Below are 21,831 nucleotides of genomic sequence, written 5' to 3'. Positions count from 1 at the left end.
TGGACGGACCGCGGCCGGCCCGAAAAGGTTTGTCACCGGCGATACGGGGAACGAACCGACCCGGCAGGCAACGGCCCGTCTCATTTCGTGGGTTGGGACTCCAGCCGGTTGATCTCGTCGCGCAGCCTGGCCGCCTTCTCGAACTCCAGGTTGGCGGCGGCCTCGTACATGGCGGATTTGAGTTCCTCCACGACGGTGCTCTGGTCCATCTTCGCGATGGTGTTCAGGATCGGCATGTCGTCGTCCACGGCTTTCACGTCGGCCACGGCCGTGGTCTGGATGATCTCCTCGATGGACTTGTACACGGTCTCGGGCTCGATCCCGTTCAGTTCGTTGTACTCCTGCTGCAGCACCCGCCGGCGGTTCGTCTCCTCCATGGCCCGCCGCATGGAGTCGGTGATGTTGTCGGCGTAGAAGATCACCTCGCCGCGCACGTTCCGCGCCGCCCGCCCCGCCGTCTGGATCAGCGAGCGTTCCGACCGCAGGAACCCCTCCTTGTCCGCGTCCAGGATGGCGACCAGGGAGACTTCGGGCAGGTCGAGCCCCTCGCGGAGCAGGTTGATGCCCACGAGGACGTCGAACTTGCCGAGACGCAGGTCGCGCAGGATCTCGACGCGCTCGATGGAATCGATGGTGGAATGGAGATAGCGCACCCGCACGTTCAGCTGCCTGAGATAATCGGTCAGGTCTTCCGCCATCCGCTTGGTCAGCGTCGTCACGAGCACCCGCTCCTGCCGGTCCGCGCGCTCCCGGATCCGGGTCAGGAGATCATCCATCTGGTTTTCCACGGGCTGCACGCTGATCTCGGGGTCCATCAGCCCCGTGGGCCGGATGATCTGCTCGACCACAACGCCCTGACACTGGCTCAGTTCGTAGTCGGCCGGCGTGGCCGATACGTAGATCACCTGGTTGACCATCGTCTCGAATTCCTCGAAGGTCAACGGACGGTTGTCCAGCGCCGACGGCAGCCGGAATCCGTGCTCCACCAGCGTGGTCTTCCGCGACCGGTCGCCGTTGTACATGGCCCGGAGCTGGGGCAGGGAGACGTGGGACTCGTCGATGACCAGCAGGAAATCGTTGGGGAAGAAGTCGAAGAGGCAGAAGGGACGCTCGCCCGGGGACCGCCCCGACAGGTGCATGGAGTAGTTCTCGATGCCGGCGCAGAACCCGATCTCCCGCATCATCTCCAGATCGAAGCGCGTGCGCTGTTCCAGCCGCTGGGCCTCGAGCAGCTTGTTCTCGTCATAGAGCACCCGAAGCCGCTCGTCAAGTTCCTCCTCGATGGCCTTCATGGCCTGGTCCAGGCGCGGCGCCGTAGTGACGAAGTGACGTGCCGGGTAGACGGCGATGCGGTCCCGTTCGGCCAGCACCTCGCCCGTAAGGGGATCGAACTCGGTAATGCGGTCGACTTCGTCGCCGAACATCTCGATGCGTATGCCCTTCTCCTGGTCCGCGGGCAGGATGTCGAGGGTGTCGCCCCGCACGCGGAATGTGCCCCGCGCGAAGTCGTAATCGTTCCGGTTGTAGTGCATGTCGATCAGCTTGCGCATGATCATATCCCGCTCGTACGCCTCGCCCCGGTCCACGAGGAGGATGAACTCCTTCCACTCGTCGGGGGATCCCAGGCTGTAGATGGAGGATACGGAGGCGACGATCACCACGTCCCGCCGTTCCAGCAGCGCGCTCGTCGCCCGCAGCCGGAGCTTGTCCAGGTCCTCGTTGACGGACGAATCCTTCTCGATATAGGTATCCGTCACAGGCATGTACGCTTCCGGCTGGTAGTAGTCGTAGTAGCTGATGAAGTATTCGACGGCGTTCTTCGGGAAGAACCCCTTGAACTCGCCGTAAAGCTGGGCGGCCAGGGTCTTGTTCGGCGAGATGACCAGGGTCGGCTTCTGCAGCTCGGCAATGACCTGGGCCATGGTGTAGGTCTTGCCGCTGCCCGTTATGCCGAGGAGACACTGGTGCCTGTCCCCCCGGTGCACACCCTGGACGAGTTCCTCGATCGCCCTGGGCTGGTCACCCCGGGGTTCGTAATCGGAAACGACGGTGAAGGGAGGCATTCGCAAGTCCGTCGAGATACTTAGTCGTAAATACGACTGGATAAATAGGCGAAAAGACCCTTATAATATATGCCGAAGCAGCCTCAAATGCAAAGGGGATTGACCGGTACCTCGCACCGGAACAGAGGGTATTTCAAGTGCTGCAGTCTGGTAACTAAAACGTGTCTACTGACTTGAAATTTGGAAGGTTTTCAGGTAACCAATTAAGTCATTTGTGAGAAGTAGCATGGATTTAAACAATAGGGAATTTGCAGCAGTCATCTGGACGTTATTTGTTATCGGACTGGCAATGCTTCATAAAGACTTACGAAAGTGCCTATGGAATATACTGAAAATCCCATTCCAAAATCCGGTATTGTTTAAGTTCGTTGCAATCCTACTTGGTTATGTCTCTGTAATTCTAGTGTTATTGTATGTTTCGGGGATTTGGACTATAGACCTGCAAAAGGAGACAGTTATGTGGTTTTTCTTTGCAGGTATAGTGCAAACGTTTAAAATCGCTAAAGATTCGAATACAATAACGAGTCCAGCCAGAACTCTAGTTACTGACAGTGTTAAAGCTATTGTTATTCTTGAGTATCTAGTTTCAACATATACCTTTTCGGTGTTTATTGAGCTACTATTACAGTTCTTTCTTATTACCATTGGACTAGCTAATGCAGTTGCCAAAACCAATGAAGAGTACAAGTCAGCCGAGACCGTGACAGGCTGGATGTTAGCCTCCATGGGTTTTGTAATTGCTGGATCGGCAATATATAGTGCTTTCTACGATTTCAAAACTCTAGCATCGCTTGAAACAGCCCGCATAGTGTTAGTACCGATTGTTCTTTCGATATCACTTATCCCTCTCATGCACTTAGTCGTTACCTATCAAACCTATACGCACTTATTCAGTGCGCTTGATATAAACGAATTTATTGACAAGAAGGTCAGACGGTACACAATGAGAAAGATCGTCTGTAAATTTGGGCTGAGGTTTTTGAATGTGAGGGAGTTTAGAAAAAACAACTGGGCAGATTTAATAAGATTAAGAACCAAGCGTGATATAGATGTGCTGCTTGAACAACAGGTTTGATTTCGAAACAGTTCCAATCAACTTAGCCTGCTGAAGTATGTTGATTGGATCGTCAAGGGAGTTGATGTGAGGGTGCATCCCGGTAATCGAAAGAATCAGTAGACCGAATTGGAACTCGACGAAATCGCTACAGTTTTTCGTCAGTTTCTCTGCGGATCCAAATTGAGGTGTTTGATAGACTGCGATGCCTGTGCATTGAATTGGATCTACTATTCTCTTCAAACTGAATCTACCACGCTAATAACGCCTTCTTCCTCCTTGTCTTTGTAACCAAGAACAAAGATCCTAGTGGGGTTAAGTAATACACAGCGACCTGGTGTTTTATTTCGGACCCGGCACGAACAGGAGTGGCCATGTCTCATCCATTATTCGACCTGAGCGGACGCGTGGCCCTGGTCTCCGGCGCGGCCGCCGGCATGGGCAAGGCGACGTCCATCGCCTATGCCGAGTCGGGCGCGGATCTCATGCTGGCCGATGTCAATGAAGAGGGCATGCAGGAAACGGTCAGGGAGATCGAACGCCGGGGCCGGCGAGCGGAGCCGGTGGTATGCGACGTCTCCAACGGAGCGCAGATCCGCAAGATGTTCGCACGGCTGGACGAAACCTACGGACGTATCGACGTACTGGCCAATATCGCCGGAGAGGGGGGAATCAATCAACTGCCCCTGGAAATTACCGAAGCCGGGCTCATCCAGACCCTGAACACGCTGGTCGTCGGAAGGTACGTCTGCTGCCAGGAAGGCGCGAAGCGCATGATCGAGGCCGGTCGGGGCAGCATCATCAACATCGTGTCCATCGCCGGGCTGTCGGCCCTCGGCCGCGGCCACATGTCCTACAGCATCGCCATGGGCGGCGTGGCCCAGATGACGCGGGAGATGAGCACGGAGTGGAGCAGCAAGGGCGTACGCGTCAACGCCATCGTATGCGCCCAGATCATGAACGAAGGCCTGAGCAAGCGCATCGACGCCGACGCCAAGCTGGGCGACACCTACCTGCGGGGTATCCCCATCGGCCGCCTGGGAAAATCGGAAGACATCCAGGGACTGGCCATCTTCCTCGCCTCCGACGCCTCAAGCTGGGTCACCGGAGCGCTCATGCCGCTGGACGGCGGGAACACGGCCAAGAACGCGGGTGGATCGCATCCGGGGCAGCCAAATGCGCCGGATGAGCAGCAGTACTGAGGATCGATAGAAACGGCTTCCAAAAGACTGGGATGCAACTCACATAAGAGATACGATCTCACTACCGAAATCTCGTTTTTGCTCAAAACACCTGACTACTGAACTAAGCTCCAATGTAGTTCTCCGAATTCAATATAACATCACAAAGTTGGATTAAACTCTCTGATTGTTTACCAGCGTCCCAAGCGATTGAAAGGCTTGTACCAATATGTAATGTGTTTTTCTTAAGACCACCAACTTGGCCAAAACGTATATCAGCCTGCTCTGAGAATCCCGCCCAATCACTTATACCGATTTCCGATTGAACAGTAGTTCCGATATCTGAATGCCACATTGTAACCCCACTGCTCCAGAAAGTTTCATCTGGAAACGCATTGGGGTTCGGTATATCAGCGAGCTTTAGAAGGGCTTTGTTGTCTTTCTCATGTTTAGAACGACTCCCGCTTCGGTCTGGCTTATCAGCGTCTGAGTCAAAAACGAGATAGGTTGGAATACTCATATGCTTTGCAATAACGAATGGTTGCAACAATTCACTTTTACCTTGCGTTGATACTATATGACATCCGATTCTTCGAATCTCTTCGGACCGATCAAGTAAGTTGATGTAGGAAAGTATGTAAGCAACATCCTCCAAGCCTTCAACTAAAACCAGTCGACGAGTAAAAAACATCTCATTAAGTCCTGGCTGCAATGCTTGGTTTATTTTCGCTAGTGCTCCTTCAGGCGCTTGTGGTCTTGTTTCAAGAACTTCTGAAATCACATCTGAAATGTCCACGTAAGACATATATGAGACCGATGATGCTAGACTATTCGAAGCTTTCCGGATCATCCGCACATCCTCAAATCCTTCTCCCGAAACAAACAGTGGGTTGTGTGTCGTAATGATGATCTGGGTGTTGTCGCTGCTTAACCTTTTAAGCACGTCAGCAAGATACCGAGCTTGAGGTGGATGTTGATAAAGTTCCGGTTCCTCACAAGCTAGAATCAAAGTGGGAGCTGCCGATACGTCCGTTCCTGCCAGTTCCTGTAGTAATGCTAGTAAATACGACCGTTGCAGTCCGTGCCCAAAGCGAGATAGCTCCCCTTCAAACTCCCCTTCACCAGCTAGAATATGTGCCCAAGGTTCTTCAACTCTAACAGACCTATCAGGATCTTGTTGCCACTGTAGACTCAACTTGGCTCCTGGATGTGCCCATTCAGTAAGGCGATTCTGTAGTGAGTCAGACACTTCATCGAGTACGTGCTGGTTTTCATCCAGCAACACTTGATATTGTTCTTGCATCTGCATGCGCAAAGACCTAACTGACTGATCGAAATCCGTCCTTAAACGTACGGTACGCGAAAGTAACTTACCCAATGCTGTGTTTTTAGCTTCTATTTGTTCTGAAGTTGCGTCCTTAACAGCAGGTACATAGACCCACTGTATATGTTTGGCAAGTCGGTTAGACCCTCTTGAAAACCCATAAAACTGATCTTCGCTTGGAATGAGCTCACAGTCATCTGGGTGGCTGTTCTCGTAAGATCGAAGTTCACTTTTCATTGTTTCTTTTGTACCGGGGGCCGGAAGGTCCGTGTAAGTAGTTCGAATGTTGCTATAGATCTCCTTCAAAACTGCTACCTTTTCACCGTTATCTAGTGCCCTGAAAAATGGAGCGAAATCGGACATTCCGAGCCGTTCGCCGAACTGTTTCACCTCCGCTTTTTGGGAGTCTTCGTCGAATGTCGCTACGGCCGAGACAACAAGTAATCCTTGTCGATAATAGTCCGAAAAATCCTCCTGAGCCTCCTCATTAAGTTCGGTGAACGTGACTGTAATCCTGATTGGATTATCGGTATTTCGGCAGTGAAAGTCCTCTATATCCAATTGGCTAAGGTCAGTTGGGTGATTTTCATATTCTCTAAAAAACACGTTCAATGCAGTTAAAACTGTGGATTTCCCAGCACCATTTGGTCCAACGAAACACGCGTAGTTGTTAAATGGTATTGTTATGTCATCAAACGATCTGAAATTCCGAATTCGAACAGACTTTATTTTCATGTGTCCAGTTTATTCCTTTATGCTGTCTCAAGATTGTCAATGTCAGTGTCACTTAATCTTAGCTGATGACCGCCAAGTCGCTCAAAAAGTTGTTCCCGGCAAGTGAGAATGATTACCTGAACTGTTCGGGATGCTATGTTAAGAATATCAAACATACGGCTCATCCTACGATCATCCGAAAAAACAAGGGCATCGTCGAGGATTACAGTAGCTGGATAACCTTGTTCGGCGAGCATTTCGGCAAATGCAAGACGGACCAAAACCGCCACTTGTTCTTGTGTACCCATACTCAGTTGATGAAAGTTTTCAACATACCCGTCAACCCTCTCTACACCTTGTATTTTAAGATTCTGGTCTATCTCTAAATTGGCGCCTGGGAACAACAGTTGCAGATATGGCTGGACACGCTTGAGGACAGGAGAGAGATATCTTTCCATTGCATCCCTCTCGGATTTTCGCAAGGTCGATAGCAACAGATCGAGTATCTTCACTTCGTTTCGCATTCGACTTTGTTCGGCCTCGGCACTTTCTAACTCACTGGTTTTAACACCGATTACTTCGTCGAGGCCAACTCCCTCTACCACTTCAATTTGTGATTTCAAACGAGCAATCTCAATTTTAAGGTCGGAACGTTTTTCGTTCCTGTCTTGGGTGGCTTTTTCCAGTCGAGTTATGCGTGCTTCCAACTGTGGCAAAGTCTCGTCTGTTCTTTGTCCTTCGAGTTCGACGATAAGTATTTCCTGTACCGAAACATCGTTTATTGCTTTTTCAATAGCAGAATGTAGTTCTTCATCCGATTGCTCACTTTCCAACTGTTTTAGATTCTCCTCCAGATTTAAGAGTCGGTTTTTGTTTTCGTTATGACCACCCTGGAGGGTATCACGCTCGGAAGTTAGGGAGTTCATATTCTCGACTGGACCAACCATCGAAGCACGTGCTGTACTGATATCCTCTCGTGCGTTTTCAGCCTGCAGTTGTGCGTCATGCAGTGAGTCTCTGGCACTTTGAAGTGTCGGCAATTCATCCATTTGAAGCAGGTCCAACTCTCGCCCGAGAGCCTGTCGTATTCCATCAATGTAATCGGATAGAGACTGTGCTCCCGCTGGATGTTCATCAGTGGCTGGGGCATACAATTCGACTTGTTGGCTGGCAAACTCGGCATCTTGAAGTAGTGTCTGCCGTCTGACATGCTGATCCTCCGCGTCGCTGACGGTTTCGGCTCCTGCTGCTTCAAGAACCATTCTCAACTTGTTGTTAGCCTCCAACAGTTGACCGAGCAGTTTGTCACGATCCTTAATGCCTGGTTCGATTAAGATGCGACCACGACCCGGAATGGTGACAGCAGTGGGTTTTACTATTCGAATAGTCGACTGATCACTGGTCACTGGTTTCCCATCAACTTCTATCTCGGTAAACGCGTCTGATTCCATCTCGAATGAGACTATCGTCGCAGAGGCATCTAGACTGTTCTTTACTCTTTCGTGTTCTTTGTCGGCTTCAAGTATACCAGCCATCACCTCGTCTGTCACAAGAATGGCCGCAGCAGATGCAAGGGCCTCCCGCTGGTATACTTCAGATGCTAAAGCTTTTCGGTACTGCTGCTCAAGCTTGTTTATTTGAATTCGGTTCTCAACGGCAACCAGTATTCGACGACAACGTGATACGGATTCTTCAGCTTTGGATACTACCGCTTCTAGTTTCTCAATACTGGTCCTAGACTCCAGATGATGTGCCTGGGCTTCTTTAACCTTCTCCCCCAATTCTACTAATCGTTGCCTAGACTTACTTTGTTTTTCTTGGAGTATTTCGATTTCGGTATTTAACTCGTCTCGTTCAACTGACTTCCGGTTAACCTGTTCGAGTTTCTGTTTACGGAGTTCTAGTTCCATGCGTGCAGTATCTATATTGGATTCCAAATCTGAAAGTTCACTAAACCTTATCTGTGTGTCTTCGAGCTCCTGTTTTTCTTGATCAATGAATTCACTAGAAGACAAACGTTCCAAAGTGGTTTCGGAGTCCTCTAGTTTGTTTAGTGTATCTGTGAGTTCCTGGCGACGTGCCTGCAAGCTTTCATGTTCACTACGCAAAGTTTCGATTCGTTCATTCGATTCTTTGTATTTGCCACGAGGGCGGCCAGTATTTGGTGTAATCAGCGCCGCTAGTTGTTTTTCGATTGATTGCGGTAAAGCCCGGCCTCGTCGTCCTCCCAGTACATTGCCAACTTCAGATTCTAGTGCACTGTGAAGATTTGTACGTGCGCTATCAGGTACATCGAGAGTACGGAAAGACCAGCCTTGTTTTACCCAGAGTATATTCCACATACCCATCGTCTCTGGTTTCGCTCCTGTATTCCCTGACTCGTAGAAACCTAGTAGACTACGGAGTGAAGCTTCTGCATTGTCGCCTTCCAGTATCCGACCGTCTGGACAGGTTAACTTGGCGTAGGGCTTCTTCACAAAACGCTTAGTGATGCGATAAACGTCATGTTCCAGTTCGAATGTCAGTTCGACCACGGGAGCGGTTTGGTTCCGGTCGTTCTGATAAGCCTTAATAGGACTGGCCTTGGAGGTATGTCTTTGGAAGAGAACAGCTTGGAAGGCATCAAGTAAAGTAGACTTACCGATTTCATTAGGCCCTACTACGACGTTGAGTCCGTCTTGGATACCGTCCAAACGTGTTGGAGTAGTGAATTTTTTAAACTGATTGAAAGCCAGAGAGCGGATTCTCACTGTTGGCCCGCCTGTAACTTCATATGTTCTATAAATAGCCGATGTAGAGCCTGAGCGGCGATTGCTTGTTCCTCGTCACTATCGTCTTCTGCTCGCTGCTTCAACTCTTCCGCAGCAGCACGCACGAAACCTCCTCGATCGATTTGATCAAGATCCCTTTCTGTTGGCTTAGAGTACAGATGGTCATCATCAATTCTCATATAACAGAAAGCGGCTGTAACGCCGTCGGTTATTTGATTCTGAAAACGCTGGCGGTCTTCTAACGACACTGCACCCTCTATTTCGAGGTGAATCAATACTCGATCTAGTGCTTCAGCTAGACCACGTAGTCTGGTTTCAAGGTAGTCAATGTCTTCACCGCAATTGATTTGTTCCGTAACTCGCTCCCACGTATAGTATCCGGTTGGAAACGGTTCCACTACTGGGGTAGCACCACGTCCCTCGATTTTGACTAGTAATGCTTGACCGCCGTTTTCTGTATGAAATGCATCAACTTCTGGGGTTCCACTGTACCAACACCTCTCATTGATCTTTAACTGACCGTGCCAATCTCCGAGTGCGAGATAATCGAGGTCTGCGCTTCGTATACGGTCTGGCGTAATGAAGTTAGGTGCTCTCCCACTACTGGATCCGAAATCAGTAACTGTTCCGTGAGCAAGCCCAATCCTCACGACGCCATCCGCAAGTTCAACATGATCCATGTAGGCAGTAATATCATCGAGTTCATGCCGGTAATGCAGTGGTGCAGGCAAAAGCGCCAAATCGTTGTCCTTTAGAATCACTGGCTCTCGCTTTATGTAGACTCGCACATTGTCAGGCAGGCCCCTGTGTAAAAGTCGATCCCATAGACCATTTGGACGATGTGGATCGTGGTTTCCAGGTATAAGATGCCATACAACGTTCGAGAAGGTTCGCATCCGTTCAAGTGGTCGATTAACCGATTGAGGTGTAAGTTCCTCCATGTCGTAGATATCACCGGCTACTAGAACGTCTTCGACCTCGCAATTATGAGCTTGCTCTCCTATGCGATTAATTGCTTGTAAACGCGCTTCCTGGAGTAACCCCATCGTGGTGTCATCCAAAAACCGAAATACCTTACCTATCTGCCAGTCGGAGGTATGAATAAACCTTACCATAGACAACTGTTTCCTATATCAAACGTAATCTTCACAATATTGAAAATTGATGCATTTTGAAGCAAACTACGGTAATAAAACCAGAATGCCTTCGGTAATCAAGTTCCGTTTGACGGTTTACACAGATGAAGCGAAAGCGTATACTGCGTGACGGGTTATAGTCACGAGGCGGTAAAACTAAAGCACTCGCAGGGTGAGTACGTAAGCGAAACCTAAGCAACCACCAAAGCGTCTGAAACGCAGCGGTCGGTATTCAATCGCGGTTATCATGGAACGTATCACAAAATGAGTGGCAAGCACATGCACAGATACGTGATGGATCAGATGTGTTCTATCGTTTTGGGACTTGAAGGCAAGAAACTAAAGTGTAATGATTTGGTTGAATAAGAGACCACAGAAACAATAATGAAATGAGTCAAAGTCTGTAGGCTATGAGCTATCCAATCTAAGGGGATGTTATTGTGGACGTGGGCACCATTGTAAATGGGCTAATGGTTTTGGTAACGATATCAATCGCGGTGATTGCATGGCGGACGTTCAAGTCACAAACACGTCCCAGAATCATTGTGTATACTCATCACGATCACCTTCGTCCTGGTTTGTTGAAATTGCGAATACACAACATAGGGAAAGACGTGGCGACAGATATATCTTTCGAGATGGAATATCCGATTCCGGATATTAGAGGCCCATTGTCAACCGGGTTACTGTCATCTTTGGCACCTGGAGAATATAGGGAGTCTATGTGGGGAACGGTGTGGACATTAAAGGAGAAAACAAGCGGAGAATCATATAAAGTGAAGTATAGGTATCATCATGGTAAAAAACGCCTGTGCGGCGAAGATGTTATTGAAACAGATTCTTATGATGAAGAACTAACACGTCTATCGCCATACCAAGATATCGTTAAAACAATAGAAATCAGTTTAAGTGCAGTAGAAGGCAAATTAAGTAACGTGTTAAGTGAAGTGTCCGTACTTAGTAGGCAATGGAAAGAGTTTATCTCGTCTCAAAATTGTGACGATCCTAAGAAATAAGCAGCCCAATAGGGGATGTTAGTTATGGCAACGTCTAACTGGGTCAATGAAACCATGTGGACATCGGACAATTTACCAGTCCTTCGCGGCATGAATTCCGATTCCGTGGACTTGATCTACCTCGATCCTCCGTTCAATTCGAACCACGACTACGCCGCACCGATTGGGAGCAAGGCGGCCGGAGCCGAATTCAAGGACACTTGGACACTTAGTGATATAGACCTTGCGTGGCTTCTGGATTTCGAGAAAAACCATCCTGTTCTTACGAGGATCATAAATGCTACGTTGACGGACTCCGATAAGGCTTACCTTATCTACATGGCCCCCAGGTTGTTGGAAATGCACCGCGTTTTGAAGGATACAGGGTCAATATACCTACATTGTGATCCCACCATGAGTCATTATTTAAAGCTGATTATGGATTCGATTTTTGGACGGTACAGATTAAGAAACGAAGTGATTTGGCACTATCGAAGGTGGACCGGGAAGGCGAAACGTTTTCAACGATTGCATGACGTTATTCTTTTCTACACCAAGAACGACTATTACCAATACAATGTCCTCTACGACCCGTACACTGAACGTTCTTTGGAACGAAAGCAGCATTACCATACCAGAATCAAGGATGGGGATGTTTACGTTACTGACATTGATCCTAAAGGTGTAAGGGCAGGGGATGTTTGGTTTATTCCCGTACTTAATTCCCAATCGAAGGAACGCACAGGTTACCCAACACAGAAACCCCTTGCCTTACTGGAACGAATTATAAAGGCCAGTAGCAATGAAGGGGATGTTGTGTTGGATCCGTTCTGCGGTTGCGCTACGGCCTGTGTAGCAGCTCACAACCTGAACAGGCAATGGGTGGGGATAGACATTTCCCCGAAGGCTTACGAACTCGTAAGGGAACGGATTCAGGACGCAGGGGGCCTTTTCTACTCACTTACACAACGTTTCGATATCCCTAAACGTACCGATCTTGGCAAACTGCCTAAGTACAACTGCAAGGAGAACAAAACGGCCCTGTACGGCGAACAGGAAGGGAATTGCAACGGATGCAGGGAACACTTTAAGATCAACAACTTGACGGTGGATCACATCATCGCCCGTAGCGTGGGTGGCACGGACCACCTCTCCAATCTGCAACTGTTATGTGGGTACTGCAACAGCGTTAAGGGGTCGTTCGGCATGGAGTATCTGTTGTGGAAACTGGGTAGTGATTCCACCAGTAAACCGTATTACAAACCGGGGTTTCCACACTACCCTTCAGATGGAGTATCCGTTATGAATGCTCAAATGTCCGTTGATGAACCGTACTAAGGCAGATACTTTTTGGTGAAGCGCAAACGCAAGGCAAAGGAAAAAGAAATCGTCGGTAGTACATCTCCTACGCGTACGCGTGGAAGGCCCGTAATATATCCACTACCACCGCCAATTGCTGCTTCCCCGGAAGATTTGGCACGCGCTGATGCGAAAACGCCACCACAGAAGCAATGGGAGTTTATGCGAAAGAAGAATAGGGATAAATGACGAATCCCGTTTTATGTACTAAAACTATGTTCGTCGTAGTCTCGGCAATGGTATTCGGTGTACAGTGCAACGATTCACCGTCACAATTTCCGACCAGCGTTCGAATCGTCACATATGAAGAATATCTTATGTTAAGACCTGCTGGTCACGCTGGCGCTCCCGACCTTAGGGATGCATGGGAGATTATTGGCGATGAAGGCAAGTTGAAATCAAAAGGTGGCGATGGTTTTACATGGATATGGTTGAACCCAGATGGGTCATTTGTTGAGTGTAACTTCGATGGTCCGTTATGTTTTGATCGAGAAGGAGAGATTCGTTCTGATGGTTCACCCTACGACGTAGATAACTGTTTCAGTAGTTTTCAGTACATGCGAAGTTGCAGCCAATCTGGGTTGTGAACACATCTCCACCAGTTCGTTACTACATGTTTCCCTTTCGTATAAATTACGACATTTGTAAACACCAATTGTTTTTTTAAAGAGAAACCTGCAGGATCAAGAACTCTGCTATACAGTTAGTATGAGATCATAATTTTGATGTGGTCAGCGCCTCTCCATTCTCCCCGTCGAACAGATGTATCTTCCCAGGGTCAAAAGAGAGATCCACGCTGTCGCCCCGGTCGAAACGAACGTCCGGCCGGGTGCGCACCTTGACGTTGGTGCCTCCGACATCAACCGTCAGGTAAAGGTCGCTGCCCATGGGTTCGCGCACGACGACCGTTGCCCGGACTGGAGGCCGGGAGTTATTTGACCCGGAGTCCGGCGCCGAGGCTACCGCAGTCGCGGAATCTGGTGCCTTACTGGTCGATCCCGGTGATGCCGGAGCCGGTTCTACCCCGATGTCCTCGGCCCGAACACCCAGAAATACCTCCTGCCCTTCCGGCGGTTCCATGCGCTCTACCATCGACGCAGCCACATCACAAGCGTACCCCTCGCCGACTACCCGCCAGACGCCACCGGCCGATTGTTCCAGCGTGCCCTTGAGCAGGTTGATGGGCGGGCTCCCCACGAAACCCGCCACGAAGGTGTTGGCGGGGTTGTCGTAAATGGACTCGGGGGTGCCGATCTGCTGGATCTGCCCCTCCTTCATGACCACGATACGGTCGGAGAGGATGAGCGATTCGGCCTGGTCGTGGGTGACGTAGACGAAGGTCATTTCCAGCTCGCCGTGGAGCCGCTTGAGTTCCGTGCGCATCACCACGCGAAGCTGTGCGTCCAGATTGGAAAGCGGTTCGTCGAGGAGGAACACGCCCGGATCGCGTACGATGGCGCGGGCCAGGGCGACCCGCTGCCGCTGGCCGCCGCTGAGCGCCCGGGGCTTGCGGTCCAGCAGGTGTTCGATCTCCATGGTCTTTGACGCTTCCAGCACGAGTCGTTTTCGATCCTCCGCGGGCACGCCGCGCATCTTGAGACCAAAGGCGACGTTGTCGAAGACGCTCATGTGGGGATAGAGGGCGTAGGTCTGGAATACCATGGCGATGTCCCGCCGTTCGGGCGGCACGGCCGTCACGTTCCGGTCGTCGAACCATACCTCGCCCGCCGTGGGGGATTCGAGCCCGGCGATCATGTTGAGCAGGGTGGTCTTGCCACAGCCCGAGGGACCCAGGAGCGTCAGGAACTCGCGATCGGCGATGTCGAGCGTGACGTCGTCCACGGCCACCACATCGCCGAAGTGTTTCGTAAGGTTGTTTAACCGGACTCGAGCCAATGGATTTGCTCCTCAACTAAACGATGAACCGGCCGCGGGATCTTCTGACCATCTGACTATCCTATCGCTTGCCTACCCCGTCACCGAACCGCCGATGCCCTGGATGATGAGCCGCTGGAAGAGGAAGGACAGGACCAGGGGTAGGAGGATGACCAGCACGCCGCCCGCGGCGATGACGGTGAAGGGCACCTGCAGTTCCTGGGCGAAATCCGACGCCAGTACCGTGACCGGACGGGAGGCGATGGTGGTGGTGAAGAGCAGGGCGAAGAGAAACTCGCCCCAGGACGCGATGAAGGCGAAGATGCCCACGGCGACCAGTCCCGGCGTCGTTACCGGCAGAAACACCCGCAGCAGCGCGCCCAGCGGCGTGCAGCCGTCGACCCGTGCGGCCCGTTCCAGGTCCAGGGGCACGGTCTGGAAATAGCCCTTCAGGATCCAGATAGTGAAGGGCAGGGTGAAGGTCGTGTGGGACAGGATCACCGACAGGTGCGTGTCGAGGAGTCCGTAGCTCCGCATCAGCAGGTACATGGGGATCATGATGGCCACGCCGGGCACGCTCCGCGAACCGAGATAGAACAGCAGGAGCAGCAGGTTGCCCCGGAACGGCAGGCGCGACAGGGCGTAGGCCGCCAGGGAACCGCAGGTCAGGTTGAGGAGCATCACCGCGGTGCCGATGATCAGGCTGTTGACGATGGCCCGGGGGAACTGCCGGGCGATGGCGGCGCCCACGTCCGCCGTCCGTCCCTCCACGTCGAAATAGAGGCTGTAGTTGCCGATGGTGGGCTCATCGGGCCACCAGCGCTGCTGCGTCACCTCCCGTTCGGGCATGAGGCTGACGGCCGCCACCCAGGCGAAGGGCAAAGTCAGGTAGATCACGGCCGCCAGGGCATAGATGTAGAGCGAGGCGCGTCGCCACATGATAGTCCCCTATCCCTGGACGAGTCCGCGGCGGTACAGCAGCCGGATGTAGATGATGGCCAGCGTCATGGTAATCAGCGTGATCAGGTACGAATAGGCGTTGGCCCCGCCGAAGTCGAGCCGGGCGAAGGCCTCCTTGTAGGTCTGCCAGGCGATCACGTGGGTCGCGTCGCCGGGACCGCCGCCCGTGAGCGCGTAGATCAGGTCGAAGGCCCGGAAGCCGTTCATGGTTTCGAAGATGGCGACGACGAGCACGGCGTGGTACAGCCAGGGCAGGGTGATGAACCGGAAGCGGTTCCACGACGTGGCGCCGTCCACCCGGGCGGCCCGGTACTGTTCCGTCGGAATGGCCTGGATGGCCGCCAGGAAGATGATGCAGGCGAAGGGCACGCTCCGCCACACGTGGGCGCCGATGGCGGCGTTCAGCGCGACGAAGGGCGAGGCCATGCCGGTATATACAATGTTGATACCAAACAGGTAGTTGACAGTCGCGACCGTGTCCTCCAGCATTGCGTTGAAGGCACCGTAATCGCCGAGAAGGCCGACCCACATCAGGCCGTTGACCACACCCGGAATGGCCCAGGGAATGAGCAGCAAGGCACGCACGACGCCGCGGCCGCGGAAGGACTCGTGGAGCAGCAGGGCGATGGCCATGGCGATCACGATGACCAATAGGACCGCCATGAAGGTGAAGTACAGCGAGATCCACAGCGCGTTCCAGAACTCGGGGCTCGCGAGGATGGTCGCGTAGTTCTCCAGGCCGTGGAAGTACACCTGGTCGGGTCGCCGCAGGTTGTACCGGTGCAGGCTCATCCAGAAGGAGATGCCGATGGGATAGGCGATGAAGGCGAGGAGCAGGATCACCGCCGGCAGGTTCAGCAGCAGGGGTAGGAAGTCCCGCGTCCGCGTCATGAAAAAGGAGGGTCTCAGTACGGTCATATCGGCGTGTTCAACTCCAATCCGCGATCAGCTGGCGGCAGCGCCGCGCGATTTTGCCGAGTCCGTCGCGGGCCGACTGCTGCCCCAGGAGGATCTTCTGGATCTCCGGCTGGTAGTAGATCTTGAAGTCGGGGAACCACGGCGCCTTGATGTTCTCCCGCGGCCGGACGTGGCGGGACTGCTCCCGGACCTTGTCGATCTCGCCCCACTGTTCCGTCTGGGCGATGATGTCCTGATCGTCCAGCAGCGACCGGTAGGCGAAACCCAGTCCCCGCAGGCGGAACCAGCGCCGCGCCGTGTAGTACTCTCCTTCCGCGTCCCTCGCGCCCAGGAACTTCATCAGCGCCCAGGCGTCCTGCATCCGGTCTTCCCGGCATCTCGACGTCAGGCAGTACATGCGCGTCCATCCCAGGGTGCCGTGCTGTTCCGCCGAGATCGACGGCACCGGCGCCATCCGGTACACCTTCGCGTGCAGCGCATCCGAGCCCCGCCGCTTCAGCTCATCGTCCGCGGCCACCGAGTTCCGTCGGTTGTTCACGTATTCCAGGTCGTACTTGTTGAGTATGCCGTAGACCTGGCGGCCGCTGGCGACGTGGTCGCGCATCTGTCCCGCGGTGAGCGACGAAGGGGAGATGATGCGGTGACGGTGGATTCCGTCCGTCAGCCACTGCAGGATGGTCTCGGCCCGGCGGTCCTCGTCATCCGGGAAGGTGGGGTTAAGGTCATCGTCGAACAGCGTCGCCTCGCTGGCGTAGTTCAGCGTCCACCAGTCGAGGAATCCGAGCACGCTCTGCCGGAAGTTGAGCATGATCGGGTACTCGATGATGTCCCCGGCCGGCGTGCGGACCCGCGCCTCCCGGACCTTGACAGCCTGCTCGGTCAACTCGTCCAGCGTGCGGGCCGGGGCGTCGAATCCCGCCGCCTCGAGCATAGGCGCGTTGTAGATCCAGATGTTGAAGTCGGTGTAGTACGGCAGCCCGTAGCGTTTGCCGCCGTAGGTCATGGACGAGAGGTTGTAGGGGAAGAGATCCGCGGTCGTCGCCGACGTATCGGGATCCGCGTCCAGGAGGTCGTCGCAGGGACGCAGCCAGCCGGCCTCGACCCATTCGGCGAAGTCGTCGTCGCGGACGTAGCAGCATTCCATGGGCGCTCCGCCCACGTGCAGCGCCACCATCTTGTCGTGGTAGTTTCCCGATACGGCGTTATAGTCCACCCGGATGCCGGTCTGCCGTTCGAAGTAGTCGAGGTTCTCCCGGACCAGGTCGGGTTCGTAGACCCAGCCCTTGAAGATGACGCCGGGCGACGGCGCCGGATTACAGCCGGCCATCAGGCCCAGGCCCGCAGCGGTAGACGACTGGAGGAATGCGCGGCGCGTCATCCGGGGTTTCACGGGCGGTTGCACGCCGGGCAAAGATCCGTATCGGGATCGTGGATGGGATCTCCGCACATTAAACACGGTCCGAGGGGGTGTACATCGGGACGCGTACGCGTGCCGTGCTTGTATTCGATGGTGCGCCACACGGTCTCGCCGTCCTTCGCCGAGTAGCAGAACCAACGGCCTTCTTTCTTGCCGTCGTAGGATTTGCCCACGTGAGGACCGTAGTCGCCTTCCCACTGTTTGGTCCCGTTCTCGTGCCAACAGGTGTACCAGCCTTCGTTGAGGCCGTTTTTGAACCGTCCTTCGCTCTTCTTGTTACCGTTGCTGAAGTACTGGATCCAGTTCCCGTCCTTCACGCCCATCCGGTAGTTGCCTTCGCTGCGCTTGTTACCGTTGGCGTAATAGGTGATCCAGTAGCCGTCCTTCTTGCCGTTTACGGTCTTGCCTTCGGTAAGGGCCATGGTCATTTGATCCTGATGATGGGCGGGCGGCACAGGTTGGCCGCGCCGCGCATGGGCGGGCCCCACCGTGCAAGGCAAGCCGCGTCGTACATAGGTAGTCCGCGCAAGGGCAATTCGTACATGGGCAGACCCGCACATTGGCAGGCCGCACCACGCGAGTTGCTTGTCTCACTGATTTAGCCTTGCGGCTGATTATGACCCATGTTATTAAGGATATGGCTATTGTTCAAGACCTTCTTGCCGCTTCACTCGGCTCGACATCACGCGGCCACGTAAACCACCATTCAGCAGGGATCCCGCCATGCTGACAGAAGACCAGATCCATCATTTCAGAGTATTCGGGTTTATCGTGCTCAGGAAGGTATTGAATGTGGAGGAAACCGAGGAACTGGGACGCCTGGCGGACGTGATATGGACGGCGGAACTGGGACATCAGCCCGCGGAGGACGAGCACGTGTCCATCGCGCCGTTCCTCGAATTGCACCCGGCCGCCCTGCCCATGATCGAGGACGACCGTATCTATACGCCCATGGTGCAGCTGCTCGGCCAGGACATGATCTGGTCGGGGTCGGAAGGCGTACAGGGCACCATGACCCGGCGGCCCTACCACCACTGGCACGCGGACCGGCCCGGGCCGCAGGAACTCGGCTACCTGCGCATCAAGATCATGATGTACCTGGATCCGATGCGGAAGGAAGCGGGGGCGCTGCGCGTCATACCCGGATCACACCGGTCTCCCTTCCACGAGGAACTCGCACCGTTCCAGCAGCGGCACGGACTCGACGATCCCGCGTTCTTCGGATCTCCGGGCAACGAGGTCCCCTGTCATCCCGTTGAGACGGATCCTGGAGACGCGGTCGTTTTCAACCAGTGCCTCTACCACGCCGTCTACGGCAAGGCCGGGCGGAGACGCTATGTCGCCCTCAAGTACGCGGCCCGTCCCACAACGGACGCCCACCTGGCGTCCATCAAGCGGTTCAGTCCCTACATCCTGGAGCCCCATGAGCGGATCATGCAGTCGGAAAGCCCGCGCCTGCGGGCCATGACGGCGGGTATTGAAAATCTCAGGACGCGGGCGGATGCGCTGTAGGGCCTTTACGTCCGAAATTTCTGATAAAAACCGGGAAATCAGCATGTCGATACTGTTGCCGTGGCTTCTCGTCTTGCTCACGTCCTTTGCCTTGTCTTGCAGCAATCCAGCGGAGCCTGATCCAGTCCGGTCGCCCATAACAGCGAGCCACCCGCCGCCGAACCCTATTCCGACCGTGGGTGCGAATGATGACCCGCCGATCGAGGTAGTACTTACCATTACCAAAAGGAGCCTCGATGGATTCCCATTCGTGGACTGGGGTTTTCGCAATCAGATGGATCAGCCCATCATCATGGTCTTGCTGGATTTCCAGTGTAATTCACGCAGTGACGGATTTACTGGCTGGAGCGCCGCCGTGGCGGAGGAGGAAGGTTACCAGTACATATTCGACCCCATCGAACCGGGGGGGACGTGGGTCTATCGTGATTTCCTGGTGGGTGATCCGTACAGGAATTCCCTGTTGCTGTTCGGCGACTGTGAGGACCGAAAGTTGGAATTGTATATCATAAGGACGGATGAAGAAGAACGGCCGTACACGGAAGGCGAGGTCTACCAACCGAACACACACGTACGGTTCGTGGACCAGGGGGGTTGAGTCGGCCTCCGGCTGGAAACCACCGGCCCGAAGCCAGGAGAAGGCGTCGGCCGTTGTCAAAGAAAGAAAACCGCCGGCCCGATGACGCCACCGGACCGGCGGTCTCACAACAGATTCCCTACATCACTCCTCCACACGGTTTATACACCAGTTCCCTACACCGCGTCCTCACCGCGTTCCCCGCTGCTGATGCGGACGCTTTCTTCGACGGGCACCACGAATATCTTGCCGTCTCCCGTCCGGTCGCCGCCCGACCTGGCGGCCTTCCAGATCACGTCCACGATCTCGTCCTTCTGATCGTTGGTGACGGCGATTTCCATGCGGATCTTGGCCGCGAGGGGGATGTCGATCTCCTGTCCCCGGTAAAGTCCCGTGCGATGGGCGGTGCGGCCATGCCCCGACACCCTGGAGAGGGTCATGCCGGGGATGCCTTTCTCGTCGAGCGCGTTCCGGACGTCGTCGAGCTTCTCCGGTCTGATGATGGCTACGATTAGTTTCATAGGTCTGACGACTCCTGAAGTAATGGTCTGATGATAGATTCGGGCCTGTTCCCGGCCCGTGACCTCAGCGTGGTCGACTACAGGTGAGTCAGTCCGTAACCGTCCTCCCCGTGCTGGGAGTGGTCCAGGCCGACCAGCTGATCCTCGTCCGTGGCGCGAAGCCCGATCGTCCGGTCGATCAACCACACGAGGACGCCCGTACCGACGGCCGACAGCGCGATGGCGATGACCACGCCCTTGATCTGGATCAGGAACTGCGACCAGCCGCCGACGTCTGTGGCGACCAGGCCGACGAGCAGGGCGCCGAACATGCCGCCGATGCCGTGGATGGCGAAGACGTCGAGCGTATCGTCGTAACCCAGCTTGCCCTTGAGCTGCACCATCAGGAAGCAGACCACCGCCGCGCCGAAACCGAAGACCAGGGCCCAGGCCGGAGTCACGCTGCCCGCGGCCGGCGTAATGGCGACCAGACCGGCCAGGATGCCAGAAACGATTCCGAGGCTTGAGGCCCTGCCATGGTGGATCAGCTCCGTAACGATCCAGCCCACGGCGCCCGCGGCGGCGGAGATCTGGGTCACCGTCAGGGCCTGGACGGCCGTTTCACCCGCGGACACGGCGGAACCGGCGTTGAAGCCGAACCAGCCGATCCAGAGCAGGCCCGCGCCGATAAGGGTCATGGTCAGGTTGTTGGGCTTCATGGCCCGTCCGGGATAACCGAGCCGGGGACCGAGCACCATGGCGGCCACCAGGCCCGCCACGCCGGAAGATATGTGCACCACCGTGCCGCCGGCGAAGTCAATGGCGCCGTCCTTGAAGAGCATGCCGTCCGCGTTCCACACCATGTAGCACAGGGGTTCGTACACCACGAAACCCCAGAGCAGGATCAGCAGGCAGTAGGCGCCGAACTTCACGCGTTCGGCGATGGCCCCGGCGATCAGGGCAGGGGTGATGATGGCGAACATGCCCTGGAACATGGCGAACAGGTACGTGGGGATGTTCGTTCCGTCCCAGAGGGTTCCGGGATCGACGCCGCCCAGCAGGAAGTAGTCGGAGCTCCAGCCGAGGACGCCCGGTATGATCGCGCTTGCGCCGAAGGCCAGGGCGAATCCAAAGATCACCCATTGCACGCCCATGATGCCCATGGCCGCGAAACTGTGCATCATGGTGCCCAGTACGTTCCGGGTGCGCGTGAGCCCGCCGTAGAACATGGCCAGGCCGGGCAGCATGAGCAGCACCAGGGCGCAGCTGACGAGCATCCAGGCGGTATCCCCGGAATTCAGCACAGCCGCCGGGGCCGCAGCCTCTTCCTGCGCGAAAGCCGCGCCGGGAACCGCAAGCGCCAGGCATGCAGCGATACGTAATATGCCGCTAAGGGACATACGGAAAACCTCCCTGTTGTGATGGATTGGAAACGGTCATTTTGAAACTGAGTTTCCAATATAGTCCCCATCTGTTAC

General features: G+C 54.4%; 17 protein-coding genes. 6 read left to right on the top strand and 11 right to left on the bottom strand.

Going from position 1 to position 21,831, the window contains the following annotated elements; translation table 11 throughout:
- Window positions 1–80: 80 nt before the first annotated feature.
- Complete coding sequence (gene uvrB / locus F4Z81_04955; GenBank protein MXW04403.1) at window positions 81–2,063, bottom strand: excinuclease ABC subunit UvrB; 1,983 nt, start codon at window positions 2,061–2,063, stop codon at window positions 81–83.
- 226 nt (window positions 2,064–2,289) lie between these two features.
- Here uvrB and F4Z81_04950 point away from each other — a divergent pair, with 226 nt between their 5' ends.
- Together F4Z81_04950 and F4Z81_04945 are read left to right on the top strand one after the other, a co-directional pair.
- Window positions 2,290–3,138, top strand: coding sequence for a hypothetical protein (locus F4Z81_04950; GenBank protein MXW04402.1), 849 nt, complete (start codon window positions 2,290–2,292; stop codon window positions 3,136–3,138).
- A 353-nt stretch (window positions 3,139–3,491) separates the two neighbouring features.
- Window positions 3,492–4,319 (top strand): SDR family oxidoreductase, encoded by an 828-nt coding sequence (locus F4Z81_04945; protein ID MXW04401.1) that lies wholly within the window; start codon window positions 3,492–3,494, stop codon window positions 4,317–4,319.
- 103 nt (window positions 4,320–4,422) lie between these two features.
- Here F4Z81_04945 and F4Z81_04940 read toward each other — a convergent pair whose 3' ends face one another.
- The 3 genes from F4Z81_04940 to F4Z81_04930 are packed head-to-tail and all read right to left on the bottom strand — an operon-like array spanning window position 4,423 to window position 10,222.
- Complete coding sequence (locus F4Z81_04940; GenBank protein ID MXW04400.1) at window positions 4,423–6,357, bottom strand: AAA family ATPase; 1,935 nt, start codon at window positions 6,355–6,357, stop codon at window positions 4,423–4,425.
- 17 nt (window positions 6,358–6,374) lie between these two features.
- The gene (locus F4Z81_04935; GenBank protein MXW04399.1) at window positions 6,375–9,122 is read right to left on the bottom strand and encodes an AAA family ATPase; all 2,748 of its coding nucleotides are present in this window, start codon (window positions 9,120–9,122) and stop codon (window positions 6,375–6,377) included.
- Window positions 9,083–10,222, bottom strand: coding sequence for a DNA repair exonuclease (locus tag F4Z81_04930; protein MXW04398.1), 1,140 nt, complete (start codon window positions 10,220–10,222; stop codon window positions 9,083–9,085). The genes F4Z81_04935 and F4Z81_04930 overlap by 40 nt, the downstream gene beginning before the upstream one ends.
- A gap of 461 nt (window positions 10,223–10,683) precedes the next feature.
- Between F4Z81_04930 and F4Z81_04925 the strand changes: the two genes are divergently transcribed.
- On the top strand, window positions 10,684–11,259 hold the full coding sequence (locus tag F4Z81_04925) for a hypothetical protein (GenBank protein MXW04397.1): 576 nt from the start codon (window positions 10,684–10,686) through the stop codon (window positions 11,257–11,259).
- A gap of 15 nt (window positions 11,260–11,274) precedes the next feature.
- Window positions 11,275–12,576 carry a hypothetical protein gene (locus F4Z81_04920; protein ID MXW04396.1) on the top strand — a complete coding sequence of 434 codons (1,302 nt, stop codon included), beginning with the start codon at window positions 11,275–11,277 and terminating at the stop codon, window positions 12,574–12,576.
- A 735-nt stretch (window positions 12,577–13,311) separates the two neighbouring features.
- Here F4Z81_04920 and F4Z81_04915 read toward each other — a convergent pair.
- The 5 genes from F4Z81_04915 to F4Z81_04895 all read right to left on the bottom strand — a co-directional run bounded on the left by F4Z81_04915 (window position 13,312) and on the right by F4Z81_04895 (window position 18,189).
- Window positions 13,312–14,493: an ABC transporter ATP-binding protein gene (locus F4Z81_04915; GenBank protein ID MXW04395.1), complete on the bottom strand. Its 1,182-nt coding sequence runs from the start codon at window positions 14,491–14,493 to the stop codon at window positions 13,312–13,314.
- 72 nt (window positions 14,494–14,565) lie between these two features.
- Window positions 14,566–15,411, bottom strand: coding sequence for a carbohydrate ABC transporter permease (locus F4Z81_04910; GenBank protein ID MXW04394.1), 846 nt, complete (start codon window positions 15,409–15,411; stop codon window positions 14,566–14,568).
- A 9-nt stretch (window positions 15,412–15,420) separates the two neighbouring features.
- Window positions 15,421–16,350 carry a sugar ABC transporter permease gene (locus tag F4Z81_04905; protein MXW04393.1) on the bottom strand — a complete coding sequence of 310 codons (930 nt, stop codon included), beginning with the start codon at window positions 16,348–16,350 and terminating at the stop codon, window positions 15,421–15,423.
- Window positions 16,351–16,360: 10 nt separating this feature from the next.
- On the bottom strand, window positions 16,361–17,728 hold the full coding sequence (locus tag F4Z81_04900) for an extracellular solute-binding protein (protein ID MXW04392.1): 1,368 nt from the start codon (window positions 17,726–17,728) through the stop codon (window positions 16,361–16,363).
- Between the two features lie 8 nt (window positions 17,729–17,736).
- On the bottom strand, window positions 17,737–18,189 hold the full coding sequence (locus F4Z81_04895) for a hypothetical protein (protein MXW04391.1): 453 nt from the start codon (window positions 18,187–18,189) through the stop codon (window positions 17,737–17,739).
- 301 nt (window positions 18,190–18,490) lie between these two features.
- Here F4Z81_04895 and F4Z81_04890 point away from each other — a divergent pair, with 301 nt between their 5' ends.
- Both F4Z81_04890 and F4Z81_04885 read left to right on the top strand, forming a co-directional pair.
- Window positions 18,491–19,279, top strand: coding sequence for a phytanoyl-CoA dioxygenase family protein (locus F4Z81_04890; protein ID MXW04390.1), 789 nt, complete (start codon window positions 18,491–18,493; stop codon window positions 19,277–19,279).
- 43 nt (window positions 19,280–19,322) lie between these two features.
- Window positions 19,323–19,874 carry a hypothetical protein gene (locus F4Z81_04885; protein MXW04389.1) on the top strand — a complete coding sequence of 184 codons (552 nt, stop codon included), beginning with the start codon at window positions 19,323–19,325 and terminating at the stop codon, window positions 19,872–19,874.
- A 155-nt stretch (window positions 19,875–20,029) separates the two neighbouring features.
- On the opposite strand, the gene F4Z81_04880 is transcribed toward F4Z81_04885, so the two are convergent.
- Both F4Z81_04880 and F4Z81_04875 read right to left on the bottom strand, forming a co-directional pair.
- Entirely contained in the window at window positions 20,030–20,374 is a 345-nt protein-coding gene (locus tag F4Z81_04880; GenBank protein MXW04388.1) for a P-II family nitrogen regulator, read from the bottom strand.
- A 77-nt stretch (window positions 20,375–20,451) separates the two neighbouring features.
- The gene (locus tag F4Z81_04875) at window positions 20,452–21,753 is read right to left on the bottom strand and encodes an ammonium transporter (GenBank protein MXW04387.1); all 1,302 of its coding nucleotides are present in this window, start codon (window positions 21,751–21,753) and stop codon (window positions 20,452–20,454) included.
- Window positions 21,754–21,831 lie beyond the last annotated feature (78 nt).

Source organism: Gemmatimonadota bacterium, assembly GCA_009835325.1.
Taxonomy (GTDB): Bacteria; JAAXHH01; JAAXHH01; order JAAXHH01; family JAAXHH01; genus JAAXHH01.
Note: the sequence above shows the minus strand (reverse complement) of the source record. Positions and strands in the feature narration are given on the sequence as shown.

Excerpts from the sequence above, each read along its gene's own strand:
- F4Z81_04895 (MXW04391.1), bottom strand. The coding sequence starts at position 18,189 with ATGGCCCTTACCGAAGGCAAGACCGTAAACGGCAAGAAGGACGGCTAC.
- F4Z81_04905 (MXW04393.1), bottom strand. The coding sequence starts at position 16,350 with ATGACCGTACTGAGACCCTCCTTTTTCATGACGCGGACGCGGGACTTC.
- F4Z81_04880 (MXW04388.1), bottom strand. The coding sequence starts at position 20,374 with ATGAAACTAATCGTAGCCATCATCAGACCGGAGAAGCTCGACGACGTC.
- F4Z81_04940 (MXW04400.1), bottom strand. The coding sequence starts at position 6,357 with ATGAAAATAAAGTCTGTTCGAATTCGGAATTTCAGATCGTTTGATGAC.
- F4Z81_04930 (MXW04398.1), bottom strand. The coding sequence starts at position 10,222 with ATGGTAAGGTTTATTCATACCTCCGACTGGCAGATAGGTAAGGTATTT.
- F4Z81_04885 (MXW04389.1), top strand. The coding sequence starts at position 19,323 with ATGTCGATACTGTTGCCGTGGCTTCTCGTCTTGCTCACGTCCTTTGCC.
- F4Z81_04950 (MXW04402.1), top strand. The coding sequence starts at position 2,290 with ATGGATTTAAACAATAGGGAATTTGCAGCAGTCATCTGGACGTTATTT.
- F4Z81_04910 (MXW04394.1), bottom strand. The coding sequence starts at position 15,411 with ATGTGGCGACGCGCCTCGCTCTACATCTATGCCCTGGCGGCCGTGATC.
- F4Z81_04875 (MXW04387.1), bottom strand. The coding sequence starts at position 21,753 with ATGTCCCTTAGCGGCATATTACGTATCGCTGCATGCCTGGCGCTTGCG.
- uvrB (MXW04403.1), bottom strand. The coding sequence starts at position 2,063 with ATGCCTCCCTTCACCGTCGTTTCCGATTACGAACCCCGGGGTGACCAG.
- F4Z81_04945 (MXW04401.1), top strand. The coding sequence starts at position 3,492 with ATGTCTCATCCATTATTCGACCTGAGCGGACGCGTGGCCCTGGTCTCC.
- F4Z81_04890 (MXW04390.1), top strand. The coding sequence starts at position 18,491 with ATGCTGACAGAAGACCAGATCCATCATTTCAGAGTATTCGGGTTTATC.
- F4Z81_04900 (MXW04392.1), bottom strand. The coding sequence starts at position 17,728 with ATGACGCGCCGCGCATTCCTCCAGTCGTCTACCGCTGCGGGCCTGGGC.
- F4Z81_04920 (MXW04396.1), top strand. The coding sequence starts at position 11,275 with ATGTTAGTTATGGCAACGTCTAACTGGGTCAATGAAACCATGTGGACA.